Genomic DNA, 23,412 nt, shown 5'->3' on the forward strand with positions numbered 1-23,412 from the left:
CCCGACTACCAACAACAATCAAGCTAATGCTGAGGGCGCTGAATGCGAGGCATGATTTTCAAGGGGCAGTGCGAAGTCCAAGTCAAGGACTTCCCGGACCCCACCCCAGGACCGGGCGAGGCCATCATCGAGATGAAAGCCTCCGGCATGTGCGGTACCGATCTGCATTACTACCGGCACGGCATGCACGAGGCCCTCGGTATGCTCGGCCTGAAGGAGCGCATGCGCGGCGACGACATCATCGGCGGGCATGAGCCCTGTGGGGTAATCGCCGCAGTGGGGGCTGATGTGGACGCGCGGGCATTCAAGCCGGGCGATCGGGTCATTGTCTTTCATTACAAAGGGTGCAGTCACTGCGAGCATTGCCGTAGCGGCTGGACCCAGTTGTGCGATCACGGCGCCGACATCTATGGCGTACTCAACCACGGCGGGCATGCCACCTACATGAAGGTGCCGGTGTCCTCGCTGATCCATCTGCCCCAAGACATTTCGTTCAAGGGCGGTGCCGCCATCGCTTGTGGCACGGGTACGGCCTATGGCGCTCTGCTGCGCCTTGGCGTCACCGCTCGCGACACGCTGGCGATCTATGGTCTGGGGCCCGTCGGTCTTTCCGCCGCGCAGTTGGCTGCCGCCATGGGCGTAGAGGTGATCGGCGTCGATATCAACGCCGAACGCGTGCAGAACGCGAAGGCGTTTGGTGTGGCGCATGCCATCGATGCCAGCCGAGCTGACCCGGTCGAGCAGATCCACAGGCTCACGGCTGGCAAAGGCGCCTCCTGCGCCATGGAGTGTGCCGGTGGTGAGATACCCCGTAACCAGGCTGTGCGCAGCACCAGCATCTGGGGGCGGATTGCCCTGGTGTCGGTGGGCGGCAACCTGAGCCTCGATGTCATGAAGGACCTGATCGGCAAGCAGCGAACCCTGGTGGGCACATTCACGGTTTCGGAGGTCGGCATGAGTGACTGTGCGCGCTTCATCGCGGCCCACGGTGTCGAGGTGGACAAGCTGTTTTCCAGCGAGTGGTCCCTTGAGCAGGCCGGCGAGGCCTATGCCGATTTCAACCAACAGACAGGCGGCAAGGGCGTGATCGTCTTCTGACCGCCCTGTGTTCTGGCCAAACCGTTCAGTGGCGCATTGGTGCCCAATGGAGATCATCATGACCAAAAGAACCATTTCCCTGAAACACCCCGATCGGCTATTTATCGGTGGGCAGTGGGTAGTGCCCGCCACCTCTGAAACCTTCGATGTGCTTGACTGCTCGACCGAGGAGGTCGTCGCCACTGTGGCCAAAGCCTCTTCCGAGGATATGCAGCGGGCGATCAACGCGGCGCGGGAGGCATTCGACGACGGGCCCTGGCCGCGCCTGAGCCCACAGGAGCGTGCTGTCTATTTAGAGAAAATTGCCGAGCGCCTCGAGGCGTTGAATGACGAGTTCGCGCGCATCTGGTCTATCGAAACAGGCATTGTCTACAAGGTCGCCCAACCGCGTATCGGCCTGTTCATCAGTGGCGCGTTTCGGCAATACGCGGCGATGGCCTCGAGCTTTCCCTTCAGTGAGGCGCATCAGTCGGTGACCGGAAACCCGGCTTATCGCGTTTATGAACCGGTCGGTGTAGTGGGGCAGATCATTCCTTGGAATGGTCCTGCGGGGTTGATGGCCTACAAGACCGCGCCGGCGCTGCTGGCCGGGTGCACGATGGTCATCAAATCACCGCCCGAAGCGCCATGTTCGGCGTACCTGCTGGCGCAGATCTGCGAGGAAATCGGGTTGCCTTCTGGCGTCATCAACGTCGTGACGGCGGACCGGGATGTGTCCGAGGAGTTGGTTCGCCATCCGGGCGTGGACAAGATCACTTTCACCGGGTCGACCGGGGCAGGCCGCAGGATCGCCTCCATCGCCGGGGATCGCGTCGCCCGCGTAACGCTGGAGCTGGGCGGCAAGTCGCCGGCCGTGGTGCTTGACGACTATGACATCGAAACGGCCGCCGCCACTTTGGGTAACTCCTACTTTGGCTATAACACCGGCCAGATCTGCCATAGCCTGACCAGGGTCATCGTTCCACGGGCCAAGCACGACCAGATGGTCGAGGCGCTGGCGAACATCGCGCGCAAGATTGTCGTCGGCGACCCGTTTGCCGACGATACGACCTCCGGCCCGCTCGCCAGCGGGCGTCAGCGGGAAACCGTGGAACGTTATGTGGCAAAAGGTATTGCCGAGGGGGCTACGCTGGTGACGGGAGGAAAGCGCCCTGAAAACCCGAAAAAAGGGTTCTTCTACGAGCCTACGGTCTTTGCCAACGTCGACAATCGCTCCGCCATTGCCCAGGAAGAGATTTTCGGGCCGGTGCTGTGTGTCATTCCCGCCGACAGCGAGGCGGATGCCATTCGCATGGCGAACGACACACCGTTCGGACTTAATGCTGCGGTCTTTACCAACGATCGTGAAAAGGCGTTGCAGGTGGCACGCCAGCTTCGCTCCGGTACTGTGGGGCACAATGGGCCCCGCACTGATTTTTCGATCGGCTTCGGCGGGTTCAAGCAGTCTGGAATTGGTCGTGAGGGCGGGGTAGAGGGCTTGTTGGCCTTCATGGAGTCCAAAACCATCGTCCTGGCCTGAGCTCTTCATCGTCGCACGCCTGGCGCTGGATCGTCAGGCGTGTCGTCTTTCGCCACTGCAAAAGCACTAACATTGAACATCGGAAATGGCCCATTGAAGGGGATGTGTCATGAAATTAGAGGTAGTGCGTACGCAGATAGGTGCTGCTGAAATCCTCCAGGTCATCGAGTTGGAAATAGGCCCGCAACTGGCTTGGCTCCTACCTGATACGACGCCTGACAATATTCGGGCAATCGAATGGTTGAAGCCTCCCTATCGTAATGCCGACTTTTCATTGAATGCGCTCTCTCAATGTTTCATCGTCAGGTTGAATGGGCGCACGCTGGTCGTGGATACCTGCATCGGCAATGACAAGACCGTCACGGAGGTCGCTGAGTGGGAGCATATGGATACCGGTTTTCTCGAAGCGCTGGATCGCGCCGATATCGATCGTGGCGAAGTGACCGATGTCTTGTGTACCCACCTGCATATCGACCATGTGGGTTGGAACACCTATCTACACGAGGGCCGGTGGCTGCCTACTTTCCCTAATGCCAAGTACCATTTTGCCCGGGGTGAGTATGAATATTGGCTAGAGGCTGCTCAGCAGAGCCCGCAAGACATGCATTCTGTCTCGTTTGGCGAGTCCATCCACCCGGTGGTCGAGGCTGGGCTGGTGAACCTCGTCGATGCACCGTGTGAGCTGGGTGACGGCATCTCCATCCTGGCGACCCCCGGGCATACTCACTCGCATATCGCCGTCATGATCGATAGCGGCTGTGGCGATATCATCATTGCAGGTGATGCGTTTCACCACCCGTGCCAAGTCGCAAGGCCGCATTGGGCTACCGTGAGTGATCATGACCAGCGTCAGTCCACTATGACAAGGGAGACGCTGCTCTCGACATGCGCTGACACGCCGACATTGCTTGCGGGGATTCACTTCAGCACACCTTCGTTCGGTCAAATTTGCTCAACTGAAGAAGGCGGGTACCTCTTCAAACCTTTCGTTTCGAAATGAATGGATCGTTACTTCCTGCGCTGCACGCTCCTCGGTGAAGGGCGCGCTCTTACGAGGACTTAAGGGCAATTCATCGCTTGGGAAGCGGCACTTCATGCATTGCCAGTTGGATCGATCGCTGCGATCGCTAACCATCCAACAATAATAACCAGGCATCACGTGCCCCAGTGCCATATCGACGGGGCTGGGATTTGAGGCGAGATGCCGCCCCCGTCCCCGCAATGCAGTGCTGCTGTCTGGTTCGACGGGATTGGAGTGGAGCGAAGTATTATGGGGCAGATCCAGCAGTATCGACCAGACCGGATGAGCATCCGTGACAGGTTGAGTTTCATGGGTACCTTGGCGATTGCAGGGCTGAATATTTCTGCGCTGGGCTCGGCGCGACTGATAGTACCTTTGATCGCACTCTCGCTGGGCGCAAGCGCTACGCTTGTGGGCGTCATTGCTGCGGCGTTCACCGCTGTCCCCATGGTCTTTAGCGTGTCATTCGGGCGCTGGCTGGACCGTGCGGGAACCTTGATGCCGATCATGAGCGCCGCACTGCTCATCGTTGGTGCAACGTTGACGTTCTGGGTATTCCCGAGTTACTACGCGCTTGTGGTCGTTGCAGGTCTCGTAGGGGCAGGCGCGGTGTTGACCCACATGGCTGCCACCCGTGCTGTCGGCTCGATTGCGACAGAAGCGCAACGCCCTCGATATCTGGGGTACTTGATCCTCAGTTATTCGCTATTCCAGCTGGTGGCTCCAGTGTCGGCAGGGGCGATGTACCAGCATCATGGTTCGGTCGCTGCAATCACTTTGCTTGGAGGATTTTCCGTACTGTCGATTCTCGCGATCAGTCTTCGTCAGCATCATTTCAGGCACGAGCGTCGTGGGCCCGTGGAGAGAGTGGCCCGTCAGGGCATCTATCCGTTGTTGCGTGTGCCTGGCCTGATGGTTTGGATACTGGTGAGCAGCCTCTTCTTCGCCGCACAGACCATTTTCCCATTTGTGATATCACTGCACGCGGTTGCCAATGGCATCTCGCCCATTGAAGCCGGTTGGTTGCTCGGCGCGTTTGCCGGTGGCGCATTCATCTCCAGGTTCTTCACACCCGTTCTGACCCGGTATGCCAGACCACGCCCGACGTTGGTGGTGGCAATGATTCTCGGCGCTGCCATTTACGCGGTGATACCGTTCGCCCATCAGGTCGTCACCCTGAGCGCTCTGAGCCTACTCCTCGGAATGCCATTGGGCGTTGGTGTGCCTGTCTCCTTGGCAATGATTTACGACACTGCACCGGCAGAGCGGGTCAATGAGTCGGTGGGGTTGTCCATGACCGTTAATAACTGCCTACAGACAATTTTTCCCTTGGCCTTGGGCGCACTGGTTCACACATTCGGAGTTGCGCCGATGGTTCTCGCATTCTCGCTGATCATGCTTGGGTGTGCCGCGATCAGTTCCAGAAGTTCGGCGTGATTTTCCGCGCTTTGGCGCCCCACTTCAGCTCGGTTGCCCAAGGGATGGACGCGACGTCCGAAGCCTGGCCAAGGGCCTAGACATGAAAGTACACAGATTGTCGCGTCCAATGCGTGATAACAAGCACGGTGTCTAAGACGGCCTCAGCTGATGATCAATTCCCGTAGGCCATTGGCATGCTCGACCCGCTCCCCAGGCAACGCAACGCGCTGGTTCGCTCTGTAGTCGTGGAAGGCTCGGGCCCTATCGATCTGCGACAGGTCCAGGGTCACGGTGTGACGTGACTCACCCCTGCCTGCCTCGAACAGGGTCTTGCCAAAGGGGTCCACACCCAGGCTGTGGCCGACAAATACGCAACCGTCAGGCCCCTTGCCCACGCGGTTGGATACCACCGCGAAGATCTGGTTCTCCATCGCCCGCGCCATCACTGACACGCGGTGTACGTTGTCCTCCGGTTCGGACAGGCCGTCGGTGATCAGCACCACCTGCGCATCGAGAGCCGTCAGCGCCCGCGCGGTCTCTGGGAATTCACTGTCATAGCAGATCAGCAGGCCGATGCGCACGCCTCGCCATTGCACGGTCGCGAAGCGATCCCCCGGTACCACGATGCCATGCTCCGGCACCCACAGGTGGGTCTTGCGATAGGTGAGCAAGATGCCCTCCGGCGCGATAAGCAGCGTGGTGTTGTAGAAAGTGCCGTTGGCATTTTCATAAAGACCCAGCACCACCGCCACATTGTTCCGGCGTGCCGCTTCGACCACCGTCTGCACGGCCTCGCCCTCAATGGCCTCGGATAGCATGCCCACGTCCTCCTGGCTGAGGAAGCCGGTCAGGTGCGACTCGGGGAACAGCACGATGTCGGTGTCCGGTGCACACTGGCCAATCGCCTCCAGGATGCACTTGAGGTTGTAGGGCGTGTCGCCATCGCGTGTCGTTGTTTGTACCACTTCGATCTTCATGGGCCATCCATCTTATAGTGTCCGACCGATTGTGGTCGGGTGACTTTTGTAAAAGGTGATGCAAGTATGAAAACAACGACTATTAAAACAATCACGCTGAGTGGTTAACCCAGGGGGTAGGCATGGGCCTGAGTTTGCAGGATCTTTCATGGCATCAGGGCATCGGCCAATGCATTGAGCACCTCGATCGGCCCAGTTTCTGGCGCACGCTGGCAACGCTAGTGGGCGACTTCGTCGAGGTGGACTCCTGGGTCGCCTTGCTGTTCAGCCACGACAAACCGCTGATCTTCGATCAGAGCCCCTACGGCCGGGAGGGCGTCGATCCACTGGTAAGCGAGTATGCCAATGGCCTGTACCTGCTGGACCCGTTCTACCTCAACAGTCGTGAGCATCCCGTGACCGCTCTGGTGCGGCTGGCCGACATCGCCCCGGAGCACTTCCACCAGACCGACTACTACCGCCTGTATTTCACCCACAACGTAGTCGCCGACGAGGTGCAGTTCAACGCTACGGTGGGAGAGGGGCGAACGCTGTGCCTGTCGCTGGGCGCTTGTCGGCGTTTCAACGCCGAACAGCTTGCCGTGCTGGAGCTGGTGCGGCCCTGGCTGATCGGCCTGATGCGTCAACGCCTGCACTTCGAGGGCCTGCCGGAGCGGGCGCCTGCGAAATCGGCGCTGGATTGCACTCATGGTCGCGACGAGGCGCGCCAGCAGTTGGAGTCGGTGCTCACCGCACGAGAGTTGGACGTGGTACGGCTGATTCTTTCCGGGCACTCCAACAAAGAGGCGGCGGCTAAGCTCAAGCTCTCTGTGGAGACGGTGAAGGTTCATAGACGCAATGTCTATCGCAAGCTGGACGTGAACTCCCAGAGCGAACTTTTCTCGTTGTTGTTCCTGGCTGGCGGGGACCTCAGGAGCCTGCGTCTCACCCCTTGATAACCCTAGGGTTAATCATTCGGCGTTATAGGAATTGGCGCACGGATCCGCATACTTGAGTGGCTGACGCCCTTGCGCGCGCAGCCCATGCCTTCCGTTGCTCACGCTCCGGGAGCCCGTTCTCAGCCTCCGACAAGAACACAAGAGAGGATGACCGATGGCCCATTCCATTTCTGACCAGGCCCCTGGCCGCATTACTGCAAGCGGGGAGGCCGCCGATGCCTGAGCCGATTTCCATACCCTTCAAATTGTCGCTCACCTCGCTGGTGGTTTTTGGCCTCGCGTATATGTGCCCAAGTCTGGTGATGGTGATCTTCGGCGTGATTGCCGAAAGCAGTCAAGGCATCGCGCCCACGGCCTTCCTGCTGGCCACAGGGGCGATGCTGCTGTCGGCGCTAAGCTACGCCAAACTCTCGCGGCTGTTCCCGGTGTCAGGTTCGGCCTACTACTACGCCAAGCGCCTGCTAGGCCCCAGCTGTGGGTTCTTAGTCGGCTGGACAGTGCTGCTGGCGTACCTGTTCATGCCTATGGTGGCTTGGCTGCTGCAATCGGTGTTCCTCAACGCGCAGTTCCCGATGGTGCCAACCTGGGGCTGGCTACTGATCAACATCGGCCTGACCACGGCGGTGAATGTCAGTGGCATGGCGCTGACCGACAGGTTGAACAAGCTGCTCACCGCGCTGAGTGTGATGCTGGTGCTGTTGTTCGTGGGCTACTGCCTGAAATACTTGGCGGGCCAGCCGCAGGTGGGCTTCACCCAGGCGGTGTGGAATACTGACAGCAGCCTTGCCGGGTTGACCGCTGCGGCCGCGATCGCGGCCTACTCCTTCCTGGGGTTCGACGCGGTGACCACCCTCGCCGAAGAAGCCGAGCAACCGCAGCGCGATATCCCACGTGCGGTGATCCTGGTGGTTTGTCTGGGAGGACTGTTGTTCACAGCGGTGGCCTACATTCTACAACTGAGCCATCCCGGCGGCCTATTCGATGATCCGGAAACTGCCACCTATTCGATGTCGATTGCCGTAGGCGGGCAGTTCTTTGCTGACTTCATCAACCTGGGCGGGATCATTGGTGGCTTTGCTTCATGCCTGGCTGTGCAGGTCAGTGCCAGCCGCTTGCTGTATTTCATGGGGCGTGAGGACGTGCTGCCTCGACGTTACTTCGCGCGTTTACAGGGCCCGAGCCAGACACCGAAGGTCAACCTCCTGCTGATCGCAGGCGTGGGTTTGGTCGGCATTTTCGCGGATGTCGGTTCGGCCACTTCGCTCATCAATTTCGGTGCCTTCCTAGCCTTTGCTGCAGTCAACTCCTGCGTGATTGGCTACTACATGCGCGAGCGGCATATGCAGCGGTTGAGTGTAAGCAGTTTCGTAGTGTTTCCGATGTTGGCCATTGGTGTGAACCTCTATCTGCTTTCGCTTTTGAGTACCGCGGTGATCGTGGTGGGTGCAGGCTGGCTGGTATTTGGTGGGTTGTACCTGATGTGGATCACGATGGGATTTCGCAAGCCTGTGCCTGGATTGATCGAATTGGAGTCTTGAGCGCTAGCCCTTCATATCCACCACGCCGAACAGACCATCCCGATGGTCGCCGCTCGTTGCTGACTCCCTAGGCAGCACCGATCAATCATCCAACAACAAGAACCCTGCACGTGCCGGTCGTCGTCCCGATGCTGACGACCCGCCAGGAGCGTATTCATGCAATCGAAGTCAGTGAAACTTGGCCTGGCCCTGCTGCTGGGAATAATGGGTAGCGTCGCCACAGCGGCGACTTCTAGTGTGCACCTCTACAATTGGTACGACTTCATCGAGCCGGAAACACCCAAAGCATTTGGGCGAGACTCTGGTAATTCCTTGGTGCTGGATACCTTCGACAGCGTCGATGTAATGCAAAGCAAGCTCATGGCCGGCCGTACCGGTTATGACGTGGTGGTGGTCAGTGGCGATGCTCTGCCCAATCTGATCAAGGCTGGCGTGGTGACCGCAGAGCAGGTTGCCCGCCAGCGTGCTCATCGATGATTGGCACGCAGGTGAAACGGCCGTTTTCTCACATGTTTGGATAGGTGGGCCCGCCTGCGCCTTCAGGGGTAACCCAGGTGATGTTCTGGGCCGGGTCCTTGATGTCGCAGGTCTTGCAGTGCACGCAGTTCTGCGCGTTGATCTGGAAGCGTTTGGCGCCGTCTTCCTGGGTGACCACCTCGTATACGCCGGCCGGGCAGTAACGCTGGGCCGGTTCGTCGTACAGCGGCAGGTTGCTGGCGGTTGGCACGTTCGGGTCGGCCAGCTTCAGGTGGCAAGGTTGTTCCTCTTCGTGGTTGGTGCTGGAGAGGAATACCGAGCTGAGCTTGTCGAAGCTGAGCTTGCCGTCCGGTTTCGGGTAGTCGATTTTTTTCGACTCTGACGCAAGCTTGAGGCAGGCATAGTCCGGCTTGGTGTCGTGCAGGGTGAATGGCAGCTTGCCGCCGAACCAGTTCTGGTCGACATAGTTGAAGGCTGCGCCCAGCAGGGGGCCGAACTTGTGCATGGCCGGGCCGAAGTTGCGGCTGGCGAACAGTTCCTCGTACAGCCAGCTGGCCTTGAACGCGCTGACATAACCGTCGAGCTGGTCACCACCCTCGCGGCCGGCCGCCAGGGCCTCGGCCACCGCTTCAGCGGCGAGCATGCCGGACTTCATGGCGGTGTGGCTGCCCTTGATCTTGGAGAAGTTCAGGGTGCCGAGATCGCAACCGATCAGCGCGCCGCCGTTGAAGACCATTTTCGGCAGCGAGTTCAGGCCGCCTTTGCAGATGGCCCGGGCACCGTAGCTGATGCGCTTGCCGCCTTCGAGGTACTGGCTCATCACCGGGTGGTGCTTGAGGCGCTGGAATTCGTCGAATGGCGACAGGTACGGGTTGGCGTAGGACAGGTCGACGATCAGGCCGACCACCACCTGGTTGTTTTCCAGGTGGTAAAGGAACGAGCCACCGGTGTTGTCCTTGGCCACCACGTCCAGCGGCCAGCCGGCGGTGTGCACCACCAGGCCCTGCTCATGCTTGGCCGGGTCGATTTCCCAGATTTCCTTCAGGCCGATGCCGTAGTGCTGGACGTCGGATTCGCTGTCGAGGTTGAAGCGCTTGATCAGCTGCTTGCCGATATGGCCGCGGCAGCCTTCGGCGAACAGGGTGTACTTGGCACGCAGTTCCATGCCTGGGGTATACAGGCCGTCCTTCGGGTTGCCTTCACGGTCGACACCCAGGTCGCCGGTGACAATGCCGCGGACCACGCCGTTTTCGTCGAACAGCGCTTCCTGGGCGGCGAAGCCCGGGTAGATTTCCACACCCAGGTTCTCGGCCTGCTGGGCCAGCCAGCGGCACAGGTTGCCCAGGGAAATGATGTAGTTACCGTGGTTGTGCATGGTCTTGGGCACGAACAGGTCCGGGACCTTGGTCGAGCTGCCGGCGTCCTTGAGCACATAGATATCGTCGCGCTTCACTTCGGTGTTGAGCGGCGCGCCGAGTTCCTTCCAGTCGGGGAACAGCTCGTTCAGGGCGCGGGGTTCGAACACCGCGCCGGAGAGAATATGAGCGCCTACTTCGGAGCCTTTTTCCACCACGCAGACGCTGATCTCGCTACCGGCTTCGGCGGCCTTCTTCTTCAGGCGGCAGGCGGCGGACAGGCCTCCCGGGCCGGCACCGACGATGACCACGTCGAATTCCATATATTCGCGTTCCACTTTCGATTTCTCCTGACAGGGCTGAGCGGCGAATGTTGGGAAGCGGGGCGTTGCCGCAGCGCCGCCGCCTGTGTCGGGATCATTGAAAATGCGAAACGATATTTCAATGTGCGAAACGTCATTGTTCCGCCTGGCGCAACAAGTGGCGGGATTCGGTCAAAAGGTCATTCCGCTCTTCGGAACGCACCCTCTCTGGCGGTTGTGCCGGGGTGGGAAATGCCCTGACGATAATTTGAAACAAGATTTCGCATGTTGAAACCACGCATTTGCCACAAGATCAAGACAGGAGGGCGCGATGCCCATCGATGCCGACCAGTTGCTCAGCTACCCGATCCCGAGCGTGCGCCAGCGCCTGGCCGCACGTGAGGCTGCGTTCTATGCGCTGTCGGTAGGTCTGGGACAAGATCCTGAGGATGAGCGCCAGTTGCGCTATGTCGACTATACGCAGGCGATATCGGTATTGCCGTCCATGGCCTTGGTACTGGCGCACCCTGGGTTCTGGCTGGGTGATCCACGGTCTGGCGTCGATGCCACTCAAGTGGTGCATGGCGAGCAGGCGCTCACCCTGCATCAGCCATTGCCGGTGGACACTGACCTGACCAGTGAAACAGTCATCGATGGCCTCGTGGACAAGGGGCCGGGGCAGGGCGCGCTGCTCTATACGCGCAAAACACTCAAGAACGCGGCCAATGGCGAGCTGATCGCTTCCACTGTGAACACCACCTTCATTCGCGGCGGCGGGGGATTTGGAGGGGGAGATGTGGCACGAGGCCCCAGTCTGCCGCACCCTGAAGGTGAGCCGGCATTCGTCGTCGATCTGCCAACCCGCCCCGAGCAAGCGCTGTATTACCGCATGAATGGCGACCACAACCCGTTGCACGCCGATCCACAGGTGGCCGCCAAGGCCGGCTTCCCACGCCCGATTCTGCATGGGTTGTGCTCCTTCGGGGTGGTGTGTCATGCGTTGGTACGCAGCCTGTGCGACTACCAGGGAGGGCGTCTGCGAGAAATGTCCTTGCGCTTCGCTGCGCCGGTCTACCCCGGGGAAACCTTGCGTTGCGAAATCTGGCGCGACGGCGCCTTCCGTGTCTGGGTAGTGGAACGTGAGGTGTTGGTGATCAGTCACGGGCGGGCATCGTGGCAACAGCCCTGATATTCCGAAGTACGGAACAATCCGACCACTTGCTTTGACGCTACCGCTTCCTGGGCGGTTAATGAATAAACGACCAGATCTGAAAACAAAATCCGAGTGGCACCCTCACCGGGCCACCGAAATCGACTGGAGATGTGACGCAACATGAACGACAGCTCGCCCTCGGTATGGCAACCAAGCGCTGAAGACATCGCCAGCGCCAACGTGACCGAAATGATGCACCGACTCGGTACTCCGGACTACGAGCAATTCCAGGCTCGCGCCCTGGCTGACCCGCTCGCTTACTGGCGGATGGTCTCGAACTACTGTGGTATTGCCTGGGAAAAGCCGTTCGAGGGCTACCTGGACGACAGTCGCGGCAGGGAGTTCCCTAGTTGGTTCCCGGGCGGACGACTGAACTGGGTGCAGTCCATCCTTGCCATGGGCGAGCGTCAAGGTGCCGTGCCTGCAGTGATTGCCGAACGTGAGAATGGCCAAGTGAACCGTGCCACTTACGCAGAGCTCGCAGGGCAGGTCCGCGCCTTCGCCGCAGGCCTGGAGGCCAACGGCCTCAAGCGTGGGGATCGTATTGGTCTGTTGATGTCCAACGGCCTAGAAGCCACTGTCACCCTACTGGCTATCGCCTACATGGGCGCCATTGCCGTGCCCTTGTTCAGTGGCTTTGGTGTCGATGCCATCAAATCACGGCTTTCCGCCTGCTCGGCCAAGGCGCTGATCGCCAGTGCCGGTTTCGATCGGCGCGGCAAGCGGGTGGATACACTGGCGCTGGTGCAAGCTGCTCGCACAGAGCTGCCCATCTTGGAAATCCTGGTGGTCCATGATGTCGATGGCGTAGCGCCGGTGGTCGACGGCAGCCGTGACTGGATGCAGGTTCTGGTGCAGGGGCGAGGGCTGGAAAAAGCGGCTGCGAGCATGTCGCCCAATGATCCGTTCATGATCGTCTACACCTCCGGCACCACCGGCAAGCCCAAAGGCACGGTGCATGTGCACGGCGGCTTTGCTTTGAAGATTGCCCACGACGCTGCGATCCACTTCAACGTCAAACCCGGTGATGTGTTCTGCTGGCCTGCCGACATGGGCTGGATCGCCGGCTCCCTGGTGTTGTGCAGTGCCCTGATGCGTGGCGCGACCCTGGTTTGCTATGACGGTGCGCCGGATTTTCCCGACTGGTCGCGCATGGGCCGGCTGATCGAAACCCATCGGGTGACACATTTCGGCTCGGCACCGACCCTGATCCGTGGCCTGGCGGTCAACGAGGCCGTGGCCTGTGCTGCCGATACTTCTTCGGTACGCCTACTGATCACGGCAGGCGAGGGCATCGACCCCGAGCATTTCTGTTGGTTCCAGGCGCACTTCGGCAGAGGCCGCAGTCCGGTCATCAACTACACCGGCGGTACCGAGGTTTCCGGTGCGCTGCTGTCGAGTGTGGTGATCCGCCCGATCAGCCCCTCAGGCTTCAACACCGCCTCGCCCGGGGTAGATGTCACCGTCGCGGACAGCGCGGGGCAGGCAGTGGCAGGCGAGCCGGGCGAGCTGGTCGTTCGCCGACCGTTCGTGGGCATGACCCAGTCCTTCTGGCAGGACGATGAGCGTTATCTGGACTCGTACTGGCGCACCCTCCCCGGTCTTTGGGTTCATGGCGACCTGGCCATGCTCAAGGACGGTAGCTTCTACATGCTGGGCCGCTCCGACGACACCATCAAGCTGGCCGGCAAGCGTGTCGGGCCAGCGGAAATCGAAGAAGTGCTGCTGGAGCTCGATGAGATCAGCGAAGCTGCTGCGGTCGGCGTAAAGGACGACAGCAAAGGCCAGAAGCTGGTGGTGTTCTTGATTGCACCCGGTGCCTCGGGCGACCAGGCTGCGCTGCGGCAGCGCATTGCTGCCCACGTGCAAGCGCGCATGGGCAAACCCTTTGTGCCTGCGGCGGCCTATTTCGTTAGTCTGCTGCCCAAGACTCGCAGCTCCAAGGTGATGCGAAGGGTCATTCGCAACCTCTGCAACGGCATGCCGCTGGGGGATACCTCGTCGCTGGACAACCCGGCAGCCCTGGATCTAATCCGCCAGGCCATCCAGGCCTAGTCGCCTACAAGCTGATAAAAAGGAACACCACAATGCACAAACAGATCGACTATTGCGACTATCAACGCCTGGCATTCGACCGCCCGGCGCCTCGGGTGCTGCGCATCACGCTCAACCGCCCGGAACGCCTGAATGCTCTGGACGAAGCCGGGCATGCCGAGCTGACCCGGGTATGGCGCGATATCGAGGCTGACGACAGCGTCAATACGGTGATCATCTGCGGCGCCGGCAAGGCGTTCTCTGCCGGCGGGGATTTCCAGATCGTCGAGGGCATGATCGATTCGTTCGAATACCGCTGCCGCGTGTGGCGCGAGTCCAAGGACCTGGTCTACAACATCATCAACTGCAACAAACCTATCGTTTCGGCGATCCATGGCCCGGCTGTGGGTGCCGGACTGGTGGCTGCCTTGCTCGCCGACATCTCCATCGCGGCGAAAGACGCGAAGATCGTAGATGGTCACACCCGTCTGGGCGTGGCCGCTGGCGATCACGCTGCGATTGTCTGGCCACTGCTGTGCGGTATGGCCAAGGCCAAGTATCACTTGCTGCTGTGCGAATCGCTCAATGGCGAGGAGGCCGAGCGTATTGGCCTGGTGTCGCTCTGCGTCGATGGCGAACAGTTGCAGGCCCGCGCCCTGGAGGTGGCCACACGCCTGGCCGAGGGTGCCCAGTCGGCGATCCGCTGGACCAAATACTCGCTCAACAACTGGCTGCGCCAGGCCGGGCCGATCTTCGATGCCTCGCTGGCTCTGGAGATGCTTGGCTTTGGTGGCGAGGAAGTGAAGGAGGGCGTGCGGGCCTATCGGGAGAAGCGTGCGCCGAAATTCCCGGACAACACCGACGTGTAGGGAGGTTGCCGTCATGACCAAGGCCGAACCCATGAGCGGCGGGCTGCACCATGAAGCATTGCTCAGCCTGCGCGAACCCCAGTTGCCGAGGTCGGGCATGGTCATGCCGGTGGTGCGGGCGCTGGAGGTGCTCTCGGCCTTCAGTGCCCATGACGGCTGGTTGGGCAACAAGGACATCGCCGACCGTACCGGGATGCCGGCCTCCACGGTCAGTCGCTTCCTGCGCTCGCTAGTATCGTTGGGTTTTCTCAACTACAACGCCAGCCTGCGTCAGTATCGACTGGCCGCAGCCGTGTTGTCGCTGGGATATGCCGCCACCTCGCACTCCGACGTGCAACGCCTGGTGCGTGAGGACCTGGTGCGTTTCGCCTGTGCCAACAACGTCACGGTATTGCTGGCCATGCGTGACCGCCTGGACCTGATCGCCCTGGAGAGTTGTACCGGCAACGGCAGCTTCCGGCGCAACGGTCTGAACGTCGGCACGCGTATCGCCATCTCCTCGACGCAGATGGGCGTGACTTTGCTGGCCTCTCTGCCGCCGTTGGAACGTGCCTACTTGCTGGAAAATATCGCTCGACGCATGCCCGAAGGCTGGACAGAACCGGAGCCGAACCTCAGCGAGGCAATCCGTCAATTGCGTGCGATGGGTTTTTGCTACTCGCTGAGCAAGTGGGAGCGCGACCTGGGGATCATCTCGGTACCGCTGAGTTTGCCCGGGCGCGGCCTGTTCGTCCTGACTTGCCTGGGGTCGCTGGGGCAGATGACCAAGGCGCGGGTGGCGCGGGAGCTGGGCCCACAACTTTTGGCGCTGGCCAACCAGATCAAACGCTCGCTGGACGACTCCAGCGGTGACCTCTAACGGAGCTCGGCCATGACCAGCGATCACGATAGTGCCGATGCACTGCTTACCGTCAGCCGTGGGCTTCAGGTGTTGCGCGCGTTCCGTGGCGAGCGGGCGCCGCTGTCGAACGCCGAGATCGTCGCACGTACCGGTTTGCCCAAATCGACCGTCTCGCGACTGACCACGACCTTGATGTTCTCCGGCTTCTTGCAGCACGCCAGCGGCGGTCGCCAGTTCGAACTGAGTACAGGGCCGCTTGGGATCGGCCAGGCGTTGCTGGAGTCCAGCCCCCTGGTGCAGCGAGCCCAGCCGTTCATGCAGGCACTGGCGGACCGACTCAACGTCTCGGTAGCCCTGGCCATGCCGGATCAGCTGGAGATGCTCTACGTCACCTATTGCTCGGGCCGCAACATCTCCACCTTGCGTCTGGGTGTGGGCTCGATGCTGCCAATGGCGAGCACGGCGATTGGTCATGGCTACCTGTGGGGCTTGCCGGTAGAGGAGCGTGAAGCCTTGATCGCCCGCATGGCGCAGCGCATGGGAGCAGGCTTTGCCAAGGTCCGTGAGGCCATGGGTACCAGTTTTTCCCACATGGCTGACAGCGGCTGCTGTCTGGTGGTCGGCGGCTACCAGCGCGATACCTATGGGATCGGTTGCCCGATCAGAGTAGGGCGTCAGGGCACGGTCATGGGCCTGAATTGCGGCGCGGCCGTACTCGGGGTGGATTTCGAGAGGGTGCGTAGTACTGTGGGCAAGGCCTTGATGGAGGCTGCCCCGGAGCTCGAACACCTGCTGCAGGATCTGGAAGGCCCATTCTAAAGGCCGGCCATTCAATGAAGCACAAGAGAGACTTCTATGGCGCAAGTGTTAGCTGGAATCAGGGTGCTCGACTTCGGGCGCTATATCGCGGGGCCGTTCTGTGGTGCGCTGCTGGCCGACATGGGCGCGGACGTGATCCGCATCGACCGGGTCGGTGGCAGCGAGGACCGCTTCGTCATGCCGGTCACCGAGCAGGGTGATGGTGCGGTGTTTCTGCAGTCCAACCGCAACAAGCGCTCGCTCACTCTGGAGATCGCCAGCGAGGAGGGCCGCGCGATCGTACGGCGTCTGGTGGCCGAGGCCGATGTGGTGATCGCCAACATGCCGGCGCCGACCCTGGCCAACCTGGGGCTCGACTATGAAACACTCAAGGCGATCAAGCCGGACGTCGTGCTGGTTGCACCCTCGGCGTTCGGCGACAGCCCGCTGCTGCGCGATAAGATTGGCTTTGACGGTGTGGGCCAGGTCATGAGTGGCGGGGTGTACTTGTCGGGTTATCCGGACCAGCCAATCAAGTCGATGTTGCCGGTAGTGGATTACTGCACCGGTATCGCATGCGCTCTGGGAGCGGTGGCCGCGCTCTATGAGCGTGAGCGCAGTGGCCAGGGCCAGCAGGTGGGGGCTTCGCTCTTGCAGACAGCCTTAAACTTCTCGAGTGGCTACCTGATCGAGGAGCGGGTACTGGGCCTGCAACGCCAGGCCACCGGTAACCGCAGCCAGAGCTACGGGCCATCGGACATCTTCCGCACCCGTGGTGGCTGGATCATCGTTCAGGTCATTGGCCCGGCCATGTTCCGCCGCTGGGCGAAGATCGTCGGTCAACCTGAACTGCTCGATGACTCACGCTTTGCCGACGATGAGCTGCGTGGGCAGCATGGAGAGGTGTTGTCCGGGTTGATGAGCGAGTGGTGCGCGGAGCGCTCCCGAGATCAGGCATTGGAGGAACTGAACCAGGCAAAGATTCCTGCGGGGCCTGTGTATTCGCCCGCGGAGGTCAACAGTGACCCAGCTATTGCCGAGAGCGGGGCGTTCGTACGTTTGAGGCACCCGGGGGTTGAGCCTGAAGTGCCTTATGTAGCTGCGCCCGTGAGCCTGTCGCGTACACCGCTGGCGATTCGCAAACATGCGCCGCTCAGTGGCGAGCATACAGAGGAAGTCCTGCGCGAGTTTGGATTCTCGCCGGGGCAGATCGAGGCACTGCGAGCAAAAGGCACGGTCTGAGTTCGGATGAACGGGGCTGCTGCGCAGCCCCAAACGATATCAATCCCTTGCCGCGGCCAGCTGTGTGGCAATGTCGTCAGCCACTTGCCGTAGCGGCGCCAAGATCTGCTTGCGCGCCTCGGAGAGGATCAGCGCTTTCTTGAGCATCATCACATTCAAGGCTGCGAACAGCTCACCTTTGTGCACCACCGGCACGCCCATGGCCCAAACATTACCGGCGAACACCTGTTCGCTGTAGTCATCATTCATCACCGCGAACCCGTCTTTACGCGTGCGTTCGAGCAGCGCATTCAGCCGCTCGGGTTCACGGGCCAACTGGTTCCAAGGTTCATCCACTGCCGCCAGTTGCCTGATGATCCGCTGGCATTCATCCGTTGGGCAGAACGCCAGGTAGGCGATGCCGATCGAGGTGGCCAGCATTGGTGAGCGGAACCCTGGGCGGCGATTGAACGACAAGGGGCCGCCGCTCTCCCGCGAGGTCTGCAGCACCACCATGGCGTCGACATCGAACACGGCGATGTCCGAAGGCCAGCCAATGCTATTGCGAAAGCGCGCCAAGCTCGGCTCGGCGACGCCTGCGATCCAGCGTGATTTCTCGTAGCCCTGGCTCAACAGCAAGGTACGGGCGGTGACCGAGTACTGTGCCCGCTCCGTTTCCTTGGCCACGTAGCCTTCGTGATGCAAGGTCTCGAGCATGCGCACGATTGTGGCCTTGTCCAGGCCGGTCTTACGGTGGATCGAGGCCACCGTCGCCTGACGCTCCTCACTGACCACCCGTAGCACCTTCAGAGCACGGGCAACGGCTTCCACGGGTTTGAACGAGGGCTTGGTGGGCGTCTTCACAGGCATTCCAGATCAGGGCTAGGGCGTGCCGCGATCTTAGCAAGCAGTGGCGCGTAGCAGGAACTTGGAGCGCTTTTGCGTGAGCTGTTCTCACTGTACGGAACCGTGCGCGTGGCGCGCTTGTCTTGCCCGGACATCTGCCGTTGATTGGCAATGCTTTCGACAAAGTGCTGGCAATGGCTGGCCATCTGTCCCTTCGAGTACGTCGCTTCACAACAACAATAAAAAGTGGAGATGTTCCTATGCTCAGTCGCCCGAACGTGCGGGGGTAACCCTGCACGCACTTCGCCAACTACTCGTTACGCTGTTGGTACCGCTATGCCTGCTCTTGCCGACCTCCAAAGCGCTTGCTCTGGGTGCCGATATCGGCGATTTCGCCGCGCCCATGCCGGGGTATGACCTGACGGCGTTGTACATGATCAATTCGAAGAATTCCGACATGTACAAGAACAACCAGATCATCGACAACCATGCCAAGCTCGATGTCACCACCACCATCCTACGCTATGCCCACCCGATCGAGGTGGCGATTGGTTCATCATCAACCGGTCCTTGATCCTGATCCACCAGAACATGTCACGGGATAACGTCGCGGGCCTGGACCACATTTCCGGGATGGGCGACCCCTTCATCGGCATCCCGTTCTGGCTGCATGTCGACCGTGAAAGACGCGAGTACCTGACCGTCGGCGCTTGGCTGTACCTGCCGCTGGGCGAATATGACCACGAGGACTTTCTTATCCAGGAGAGAACCGTTGGAAAGTGGTCCTGCAGTTGGGCTACCAACGAGGCCTGAGGCAGCACTTCGACCTGGACGTGCTGCTCGAAGCGGACTTCTACCGCAAGAACGACGAGTACGGCCCGGACAAGCTCACTCGACGTCAACACCCTTGGTACGAGGCCAAGGGTAGGGCGACCTACCTGTTCAACAACCGTGGCGGTTCTCAGTTGGGCGTGGGGACCAAGGTGGCGAGACCGAGATCGAAGGCCAGTTGCAGGGCGACCAGGTCAAGCTCCGCAGCTTCTATGTTCAGGGCTGCACCATGCTGAGCCCTGTCGATCAGGTCATGGTCGGCCTGTTCCGCGACCTCGACGTGGAGAACGGCTTCAAGATGAGCCAACAGCTGCGCCTGCGCTACCTGCATGTGTTCTGACCGGCGAACAGCGTCGCCGAAAGTATTCCGAAGTACAGGACAGGCAACCTTGGTTGCTTGCCCGCAACGCCCGTCAGGGCTGCAATGACCTCCCGCGCGCTGAACCTGCCGCATGCATATGCCGACCGGCCCGAAATGATGTTCGACAAGACAAACAAGAGAACATGTCATGAGAAAGTCTGTACTGCTCGACGGCATGACCCACACCGAAGGCGCACGCCGGTATCACGGACGTTTCTGGTTCAGTGACCTGTACTCCTTCGCCAGGAAGCCGACCTGCCAGCGGGCTTAATCAATATGCTTCCGGGCTTTGGCCATATCGCGGGTGCCGCGCTGTCGCTGCACCAGAACGTGGACAAGATCACCTTCACCGGCTCCACAGCAGTGGGCAAGCAGATCGTCCAGGCATCTACCTCCAACCTCAAGAAGGCACCCTGGAGCTTGGCGGCAAGGCGCCTACGTGGTGTTCGCCGACCCCGACCTCGAAAAGGCGGTGCAAGGGGCAGTCAAGACCTGCTGTGGCAACTCCGGCCAGGTGTGCTCCGCCGGCACGCGACTGTTCGTCCAGCGCGCGGTGTATGACGAAGTGCAGGAGCGCGTGGCAGGTCTGGCCGCAACCTTCAAGGTCGGTGACCCCCTGGCTGCCGACACCAAACTTGGCCCACGTATGGATCAACACCTATGGCGAGGCCGATCCGGCAATGCCGTTTAGCGGATACAAACAGTCCGGCTGGGGCCGCGAGTTCGGCCAGAAATAGATCGACGCCTATACCCAAGTCAAGGCTGTAATGCTGCGTATGTAAGCCCCCGTAACGGCGGCCCGGGTATTCTGAACAGAACAAAATACAAGAGCGTTTACCGGAGCACACTATGCGTGGCGTTGTATTCAGAGGCGAACGCAAGCTGGACATCCTCGACTTCGCTGACCCCACCCTAGGGCCAGGCGAGGCCGTGATCCGCCTGCGTGCATCGGGCATGTGCGGCAGTGATTTGCATTTCTATCGACATGACTCGCTGCAGATCATCCGCTCGGTGGGTTCAAGGATCTGGCCTCGCGTGGCATCGACGAAACCCAGCCAATCATCGGTGGGCATGAGCCCTGTGGCGAGATCGTTGCCGTAGGCGAGGGGGCGACCCGACGCGTTTCAAGATTGGCGATCGGGTGATGGTGTTCCATTACGAAGGTCGCAAGTGCTGTGACTCCTGCCGCACCAGCTGGAGCCAGCGCTGTGACCACGGCGCCACGGTGCATGGGGTCATCGCCCACGGCAGTCATGCCGCTTACATGAAAACCCCGGCGTCCTGCCTGGTACACCTGCGCGAGGAAATCTCATTCGCCGGTGGTGCGCCATCGCTTGTGGCACCGGCACGGCCTATGGCGCGCTGTTGCGCCTGGACATCAGCGCCCGCGACACCCTGGCGGTGTTCGGCCTTGGACCGGTGGGGTTGTCGGCTGTACAGCTGGCGGCGGCCATGGGTATCGAAGTGATTGGCGTGGATATCAGCGCCGAGCGCATTGCCCGGCCAAGGCCTTTGGCGCGGCGCACGTGATTGACGGCAGCCAGGTGGACGCGGTGGAGGAGATCCTGCGCATCCCCCGCGGCAAGGGCGTGAGCTGCTCCATGGATTGCGCAGGCGGCGAAGCGCCGCGCCAGCAGGCCGTGCGTTGTACCGCTACCTGGCATGGCTGCGGCGGGAATCACCGGGCCGCGGGCCTTCCTGTCCGGCAACAAAGGCTTCTTGCGCACCTTCGTGCAGCGTGGACCGGGCGAAAGCGCCGAGGCGCGCTTCGGCTTGGACCAGCCATTTGAAATCGGCAATGTCTGGCTCAAGGCTTACTGCGCCTGTTATTGCACACACGCCTACATTGATCCCTTGACGCCCTATGCAGGGCAACTGGAGCGTATCCGCGAGGTGCATGCGCGTATTCATCCGGCGTTCAACACGGTGGTGGGTAATGCCAATGCCTACTCACCGGCCAACATCGAGCAGGTGCAGTTCAGCCTGCCAGTGCTGATCGTCTTCGCCCTCCCGGGCAAAGGCAACGGCTTTGCCGTGCACCGTGACTATCTAGCTAGCAAGGTCGATATGGCCCCCGTGCTGGAGGTGGCTCGAGGCATTCGCATCAGCGAGTCGCCGGAGATCGAGTAGCGCTACCCCGGCAAGTTCGTGGCCGACCTGACCATGACGCTGAGTGATGGCACACATCTGTTCGTCGAACAGCCTATCGGTTCGTTGGAGAACCCTATGTCCGAGGCGCAGCAAGATGCCAAGTTCATGGAACTGACAGCCGAGGTGCTTGGCGAGCAACGCGCTCGGGCCTTGCTGGCAACCTTGCGCGAGCTGCCGCTGAAAGCCCCGGTGACGGACTTGACCGCTCTGTTCGCAGCCTGACGGGGGTTACTGCACGAGTGGCCTCTTTGCGATGCAAGGCCGCTCCTGCACAGGGGCGTAGCATCTTTCAACGCCTTGCCCAGAGCAAAGCGTTGTCGTTTCTGGCCGCTAGACGGTCGGCTAGTTCCATTGCTCGGAACAAAGCCTAACTGCCCTTCCGAAAACCCCTGTCAACGGGCTGTAGGCTCTTGAAACGGTATTTCATATGGCGAAATATCTTCTCAAGGCTGTGACGACTTCGCTGCCGACGACACGTTGCCAGGTGACTGCCAGGCAATCAGGAGACCGAGATGCATTCGTCTGAAGAACGTTTGGAAAACATCCGCATGATCCGCGACAGCGCGGTCGCGTTCGCCCCGGCCAGCGAGCTGGCCCGGGTGCGCGGTGTGCGCTACCAAGTGCCGGGGTTCGACGGCGCGGTATGGCGCGAGATGGCCGACAACGGCTGGCTAGGCTTGTCGTTGCCCGAAGCTCAGGGCGGCATTGGCCTGGGCATGGCCGAGTACTGCGCCTTGCTGGAAGTGTTCGGCGCCGCCTTGCTGCCCGAGCCCTTCGTACCGGCGGTGCTGGCGGCGCGCCTGCTCGATGGTGAACAACTGACTGCACAACTGAGCGGTGAGCGCCTGCTGCTGCCAGCCTTGCAAGAGCAGATCGACAGCCTCGAAGCCGCTGAAGGCGGCACCCGACTGCACAACGGCAAGGTCAGGGGGCGCAAGCTGTGCATCCCCATGGCCGCTAGCGCCGACGGCTTTTTGGTCAGCACCCCCGATGGCCTGGCCCTGGTGGACGCCAAGGCCCCGGGCGTGAAGTTGGAAATCGTCACCACTCAGGACGGCGGCCACTTCGGCCACCTGCAGCTGGATAGCGCCCCGGCCGAAACCTTGCCACTGCAGGCCCAGGCCCTGGCCGACGCCCTTGACGAAGCCGCCCTGGGCACCGCCGCCTACCTGCTGGGCGCCGCCGAGCAGGCCTTCGCCCTGACCCTGGAGTACCTGCGCACCCGCAAGCAGTTCGGCCAGACCATCGGCAATTTCCAGGCCCTGCAGCACCGCGCCGTGGACTTGAAGCTGCAACTGGCCTTGTGGCGCGCCAGCCTGGACGCGGCGGCGGCTACCTGTGACGCAGGCGCCCCGGCCACCCAGCGCCGCGCGGCCGTTTCCCGGGCCAAGGCCCGCGCCGCCGATGCCGCCTTGCTGGTGACCCGCCAGGCCGTGCAGTTGCACGGCGCCATTGGCTACACCGACGAGTGCGACGTGGGCCTGTACCTGCGCAAAGCCATGACCCTGGCCAACCTGTACGGCTCATCCGACCAGCACCGTCGTCGTTACGACGCCTGCATGCCACGCCTGGCCAGCGCCTGAGGACCCGACCATGAGCGACA

Annotated in this window: 26 protein-coding genes and 1 pseudogene; 24 read left to right on the forward strand and 3 right to left on the reverse strand. The window is 61.1% G+C overall.

Going from position 1 to position 23,412, the window contains the following annotated elements:
- Nucleotides 1-42 precede the first annotated feature (42 nt).
- The 4 genes from AC5O5I_RS13335 (at nt 43) to AC5O5I_RS13350 (ending at nt 5,075) form a co-directional block, all read left to right on the forward strand.
- Nucleotides 43-1,098, forward strand: coding sequence for a zinc-dependent alcohol dehydrogenase family protein (locus AC5O5I_RS13335; RefSeq protein ID WP_209965934.1), 1,056 nt, complete (start codon nt 43-45; stop codon nt 1,096-1,098).
- Between the two features lie 58 nt (nt 1,099-1,156).
- Complete coding sequence (locus tag AC5O5I_RS13340; RefSeq protein WP_245355146.1) at nt 1,157-2,617, forward strand: aldehyde dehydrogenase; 1,461 nt, start codon at nt 1,157-1,159, stop codon at nt 2,615-2,617.
- A 109-nt stretch (nt 2,618-2,726) separates the two neighbouring features.
- Entirely contained in the window at nt 2,727-3,617 is an 891-nt protein-coding gene (locus AC5O5I_RS13345) for an MBL fold metallo-hydrolase (RefSeq protein ID WP_209965938.1), read from the forward strand.
- A 270-nt stretch (nt 3,618-3,887) separates the two neighbouring features.
- Entirely contained in the window at nt 3,888-5,075 is a 1,188-nt protein-coding gene (locus AC5O5I_RS13350; protein WP_209965940.1) for an MFS transporter, read from the forward strand.
- 143 nt (nt 5,076-5,218) lie between these two features.
- On the opposite strand, the gene AC5O5I_RS13355 is transcribed toward AC5O5I_RS13350, so the two are convergent.
- Complete coding sequence (locus AC5O5I_RS13355; RefSeq protein WP_209965942.1) at nt 5,219-6,034, reverse strand: carbon-nitrogen hydrolase family protein; 816 nt, start codon at nt 6,032-6,034, stop codon at nt 5,219-5,221.
- 122 nt (nt 6,035-6,156) lie between these two features.
- Here AC5O5I_RS13355 and AC5O5I_RS13360 point away from each other — a divergent pair, with 122 nt between their 5' ends.
- The 3 genes from AC5O5I_RS13360 (at nt 6,157) to AC5O5I_RS13370 (ending at nt 8,987) form a co-directional block, all read left to right on the forward strand.
- The gene (locus AC5O5I_RS13360) at nt 6,157-6,969 is read left to right on the forward strand and encodes a LuxR C-terminal-related transcriptional regulator (RefSeq protein ID WP_209965944.1); all 813 of its coding nucleotides are present in this window, start codon (nt 6,157-6,159) and stop codon (nt 6,967-6,969) included.
- Nucleotides 6,970-7,187: 218 nt separating this feature from the next.
- A complete protein-coding gene (locus AC5O5I_RS13365; RefSeq protein ID WP_209969821.1) occupies nt 7,188-8,510 on the forward strand; it encodes an APC family permease in 1,323 nt (440 codons plus the stop codon).
- A gap of 156 nt (nt 8,511-8,666) precedes the next feature.
- Nucleotides 8,667-8,987 carry a hypothetical protein gene (locus AC5O5I_RS13370; RefSeq protein WP_209965946.1) on the forward strand — a complete coding sequence of 107 codons (321 nt, stop codon included), beginning with the start codon at nt 8,667-8,669 and terminating at the stop codon, nt 8,985-8,987.
- Nucleotides 8,988-9,015: 28 nt separating this feature from the next.
- Here the strand turns inward: AC5O5I_RS13370 and AC5O5I_RS13375 are convergent, their stop codons facing one another.
- A complete protein-coding gene (locus tag AC5O5I_RS13375; protein WP_209965948.1) occupies nt 9,016-10,680 on the reverse strand; it encodes an electron transfer flavoprotein-ubiquinone oxidoreductase in 1,665 nt (554 codons plus the stop codon).
- A 295-nt stretch (nt 10,681-10,975) separates the two neighbouring features.
- Here AC5O5I_RS13375 and AC5O5I_RS13380 point away from each other — a divergent pair, with 295 nt between their 5' ends.
- The 6 genes from AC5O5I_RS13380 (at nt 10,976) to AC5O5I_RS13405 (ending at nt 17,641) form a co-directional block, all read left to right on the forward strand.
- Nucleotides 10,976-11,833: a MaoC family dehydratase gene (locus AC5O5I_RS13380; protein ID WP_209965950.1), complete on the forward strand. Its 858-nt coding sequence runs from the start codon at nt 10,976-10,978 to the stop codon at nt 11,831-11,833.
- Between the two features lie 144 nt (nt 11,834-11,977).
- Nucleotides 11,978-13,912 (forward strand): AMP-binding protein, encoded by a 1,935-nt coding sequence (locus AC5O5I_RS13385; RefSeq protein WP_209965952.1) that lies wholly within the window; start codon nt 11,978-11,980, stop codon nt 13,910-13,912.
- Nucleotides 13,913-13,944: 32 nt separating this feature from the next.
- Nucleotides 13,945-14,760, forward strand: a complete 816-nt coding sequence (locus AC5O5I_RS13390; protein WP_209965954.1) for an enoyl-CoA hydratase/isomerase family protein — start codon at nt 13,945-13,947, stop codon at nt 14,758-14,760.
- A gap of 13 nt (nt 14,761-14,773) precedes the next feature.
- Nucleotides 14,774-15,619 (forward strand): IclR family transcriptional regulator, encoded by an 846-nt coding sequence (locus AC5O5I_RS13395; protein ID WP_209965957.1) that lies wholly within the window; start codon nt 14,774-14,776, stop codon nt 15,617-15,619.
- 12 nt (nt 15,620-15,631) lie between these two features.
- Nucleotides 15,632-16,420 (forward strand): IclR family transcriptional regulator, encoded by a 789-nt coding sequence (locus AC5O5I_RS13400; RefSeq protein WP_209965958.1) that lies wholly within the window; start codon nt 15,632-15,634, stop codon nt 16,418-16,420.
- 36 nt (nt 16,421-16,456) lie between these two features.
- Nucleotides 16,457-17,641 (forward strand): CaiB/BaiF CoA transferase family protein, encoded by a 1,185-nt coding sequence (locus AC5O5I_RS13405; RefSeq protein WP_209965960.1) that lies wholly within the window; start codon nt 16,457-16,459, stop codon nt 17,639-17,641.
- A gap of 39 nt (nt 17,642-17,680) precedes the next feature.
- Here the strand turns inward: AC5O5I_RS13405 and AC5O5I_RS13410 are convergent, their stop codons facing one another.
- The gene (locus AC5O5I_RS13410) at nt 17,681-18,484 is read right to left on the reverse strand and encodes an IclR family transcriptional regulator domain-containing protein (RefSeq protein ID WP_209965962.1); all 804 of its coding nucleotides are present in this window, start codon (nt 18,482-18,484) and stop codon (nt 17,681-17,683) included.
- Between the two features lie 328 nt (nt 18,485-18,812).
- Between AC5O5I_RS13410 and AC5O5I_RS13415 the strand changes: the two genes are divergently transcribed.
- From AC5O5I_RS13415 to AC5O5I_RS13465, 11 genes and pseudogenes are all read left to right on the forward strand, one after another.
- Entirely contained in the window at nt 18,813-19,040 is a 228-nt protein-coding gene (locus AC5O5I_RS13415) for a hypothetical protein (protein WP_209965965.1), read from the forward strand.
- 17 nt (nt 19,041-19,057) lie between these two features.
- Complete coding sequence (locus tag AC5O5I_RS13420; RefSeq protein WP_210023745.1) at nt 19,058-19,279, forward strand: hypothetical protein; 222 nt, start codon at nt 19,058-19,060, stop codon at nt 19,277-19,279.
- A gap of 527 nt (nt 19,280-19,806) precedes the next feature.
- Complete coding sequence (locus AC5O5I_RS13425) at nt 19,807-19,929, forward strand: hypothetical protein (protein WP_277819036.1); 123 nt, start codon at nt 19,807-19,809, stop codon at nt 19,927-19,929.
- A gap of 5 nt (nt 19,930-19,934) precedes the next feature.
- Nucleotides 19,935-20,219: an aldehyde dehydrogenase family protein gene (locus AC5O5I_RS13430; protein ID WP_209965969.1), complete on the forward strand. Its 285-nt coding sequence runs from the start codon at nt 19,935-19,937 to the stop codon at nt 20,217-20,219.
- Entirely contained in the window at nt 20,101-20,349 is a 249-nt protein-coding gene (locus AC5O5I_RS13435) for an aldehyde dehydrogenase family protein (RefSeq protein WP_347275883.1), read from the forward strand. Before AC5O5I_RS13430 ends, AC5O5I_RS13435 begins: the two co-directional genes overlap by 119 nt.
- Nucleotides 20,309-20,395, forward strand: a complete 87-nt coding sequence (locus tag AC5O5I_RS13440; protein ID WP_431357378.1) for a hypothetical protein — start codon at nt 20,309-20,311, stop codon at nt 20,393-20,395. Before AC5O5I_RS13435 ends, AC5O5I_RS13440 begins: the two co-directional genes overlap by 41 nt.
- A 341-nt stretch (nt 20,396-20,736) precedes the next feature.
- Nucleotides 20,737-20,943 (forward strand): annotated as a pseudogene (locus AC5O5I_RS13445) (alcohol dehydrogenase catalytic domain-containing protein); the annotation flags it as partial.
- 80 nt (nt 20,944-21,023) lie between these two features.
- Entirely contained in the window at nt 21,024-21,188 is a 165-nt protein-coding gene (locus AC5O5I_RS13450; RefSeq protein WP_241792089.1) for a hypothetical protein, read from the forward strand.
- Nucleotides 21,189-21,320: 132 nt separating this feature from the next.
- Nucleotides 21,321-21,788 (forward strand): MmgE/PrpD family protein, encoded by a 468-nt coding sequence (locus tag AC5O5I_RS13455; protein ID WP_209965980.1) that lies wholly within the window; start codon nt 21,321-21,323, stop codon nt 21,786-21,788.
- A gap of 18 nt (nt 21,789-21,806) precedes the next feature.
- Entirely contained in the window at nt 21,807-22,031 is a 225-nt protein-coding gene (locus AC5O5I_RS13460; RefSeq protein WP_209965982.1) for a hypothetical protein, read from the forward strand.
- 290 nt (nt 22,032-22,321) lie between these two features.
- A complete protein-coding gene (locus tag AC5O5I_RS13465; RefSeq protein ID WP_209965983.1) occupies nt 22,322-23,392 on the forward strand; it encodes an acyl-CoA dehydrogenase family protein in 1,071 nt (356 codons plus the stop codon).
- The last annotated feature ends 20 nt before the right edge of the window (nt 23,393-23,412 follow it).

The organism is Pseudomonas sp. 9_2_1 (assembly GCF_059295275.1).

What these genes read in the sequence shown, in the direction of transcription:
- AC5O5I_RS13335 (WP_209965934.1), top strand. Translation starts at nt 43, where the DNA reads ATGCGAGGCATGATTTTCAAGGGGCAGTGCGAAGTCCAAGTCAAGGAC.
- AC5O5I_RS13340 (WP_245355146.1), top strand. Translation starts at nt 1,157, where the DNA reads ATGACCAAAAGAACCATTTCCCTGAAACACCCCGATCGGCTATTTATC.
- AC5O5I_RS13345 (WP_209965938.1), top strand. Translation starts at nt 2,727, where the DNA reads ATGAAATTAGAGGTAGTGCGTACGCAGATAGGTGCTGCTGAAATCCTC.
- AC5O5I_RS13350 (WP_209965940.1), top strand. Translation starts at nt 3,888, where the DNA reads ATGGGGCAGATCCAGCAGTATCGACCAGACCGGATGAGCATCCGTGAC.
- AC5O5I_RS13355 (WP_209965942.1), bottom strand. Translation starts at nt 6,034, where the DNA reads ATGAAGATCGAAGTGGTACAAACAACGACACGCGATGGCGACACGCCC.
- AC5O5I_RS13360 (WP_209965944.1), top strand. Translation starts at nt 6,157, where the DNA reads ATGGGCCTGAGTTTGCAGGATCTTTCATGGCATCAGGGCATCGGCCAA.
- AC5O5I_RS13365 (WP_209969821.1), top strand. Translation starts at nt 7,188, where the DNA reads ATGCCTGAGCCGATTTCCATACCCTTCAAATTGTCGCTCACCTCGCTG.
- AC5O5I_RS13370 (WP_209965946.1), top strand. Translation starts at nt 8,667, where the DNA reads ATGCAATCGAAGTCAGTGAAACTTGGCCTGGCCCTGCTGCTGGGAATA.
- AC5O5I_RS13380 (WP_209965950.1), top strand. Translation starts at nt 10,976, where the DNA reads ATGCCCATCGATGCCGACCAGTTGCTCAGCTACCCGATCCCGAGCGTG.
- AC5O5I_RS13385 (WP_209965952.1), top strand. Translation starts at nt 11,978, where the DNA reads ATGAACGACAGCTCGCCCTCGGTATGGCAACCAAGCGCTGAAGACATC.
- AC5O5I_RS13390 (WP_209965954.1), top strand. Translation starts at nt 13,945, where the DNA reads ATGCACAAACAGATCGACTATTGCGACTATCAACGCCTGGCATTCGAC.
- AC5O5I_RS13395 (WP_209965957.1), top strand. Translation starts at nt 14,774, where the DNA reads ATGACCAAGGCCGAACCCATGAGCGGCGGGCTGCACCATGAAGCATTG.
- AC5O5I_RS13400 (WP_209965958.1), top strand. Translation starts at nt 15,632, where the DNA reads ATGACCAGCGATCACGATAGTGCCGATGCACTGCTTACCGTCAGCCGT.
- AC5O5I_RS13405 (WP_209965960.1), top strand. Translation starts at nt 16,457, where the DNA reads ATGGCGCAAGTGTTAGCTGGAATCAGGGTGCTCGACTTCGGGCGCTAT.
- AC5O5I_RS13420 (WP_210023745.1), top strand. Translation starts at nt 19,058, where the DNA reads ATGTCACGGGATAACGTCGCGGGCCTGGACCACATTTCCGGGATGGGC.
- AC5O5I_RS13425 (WP_277819036.1), top strand. Translation starts at nt 19,807, where the DNA reads ATGAGAAAGTCTGTACTGCTCGACGGCATGACCCACACCGAAGGCGCA.
- AC5O5I_RS13430 (WP_209965969.1), top strand. Translation starts at nt 19,935, where the DNA reads ATGCTTCCGGGCTTTGGCCATATCGCGGGTGCCGCGCTGTCGCTGCAC.
- AC5O5I_RS13455 (WP_209965980.1), top strand. Translation starts at nt 21,321, where the DNA reads ATGGCTGCGGCGGGAATCACCGGGCCGCGGGCCTTCCTGTCCGGCAAC.
- AC5O5I_RS13465 (WP_209965983.1), top strand. Translation starts at nt 22,322, where the DNA reads ATGCATTCGTCTGAAGAACGTTTGGAAAACATCCGCATGATCCGCGAC.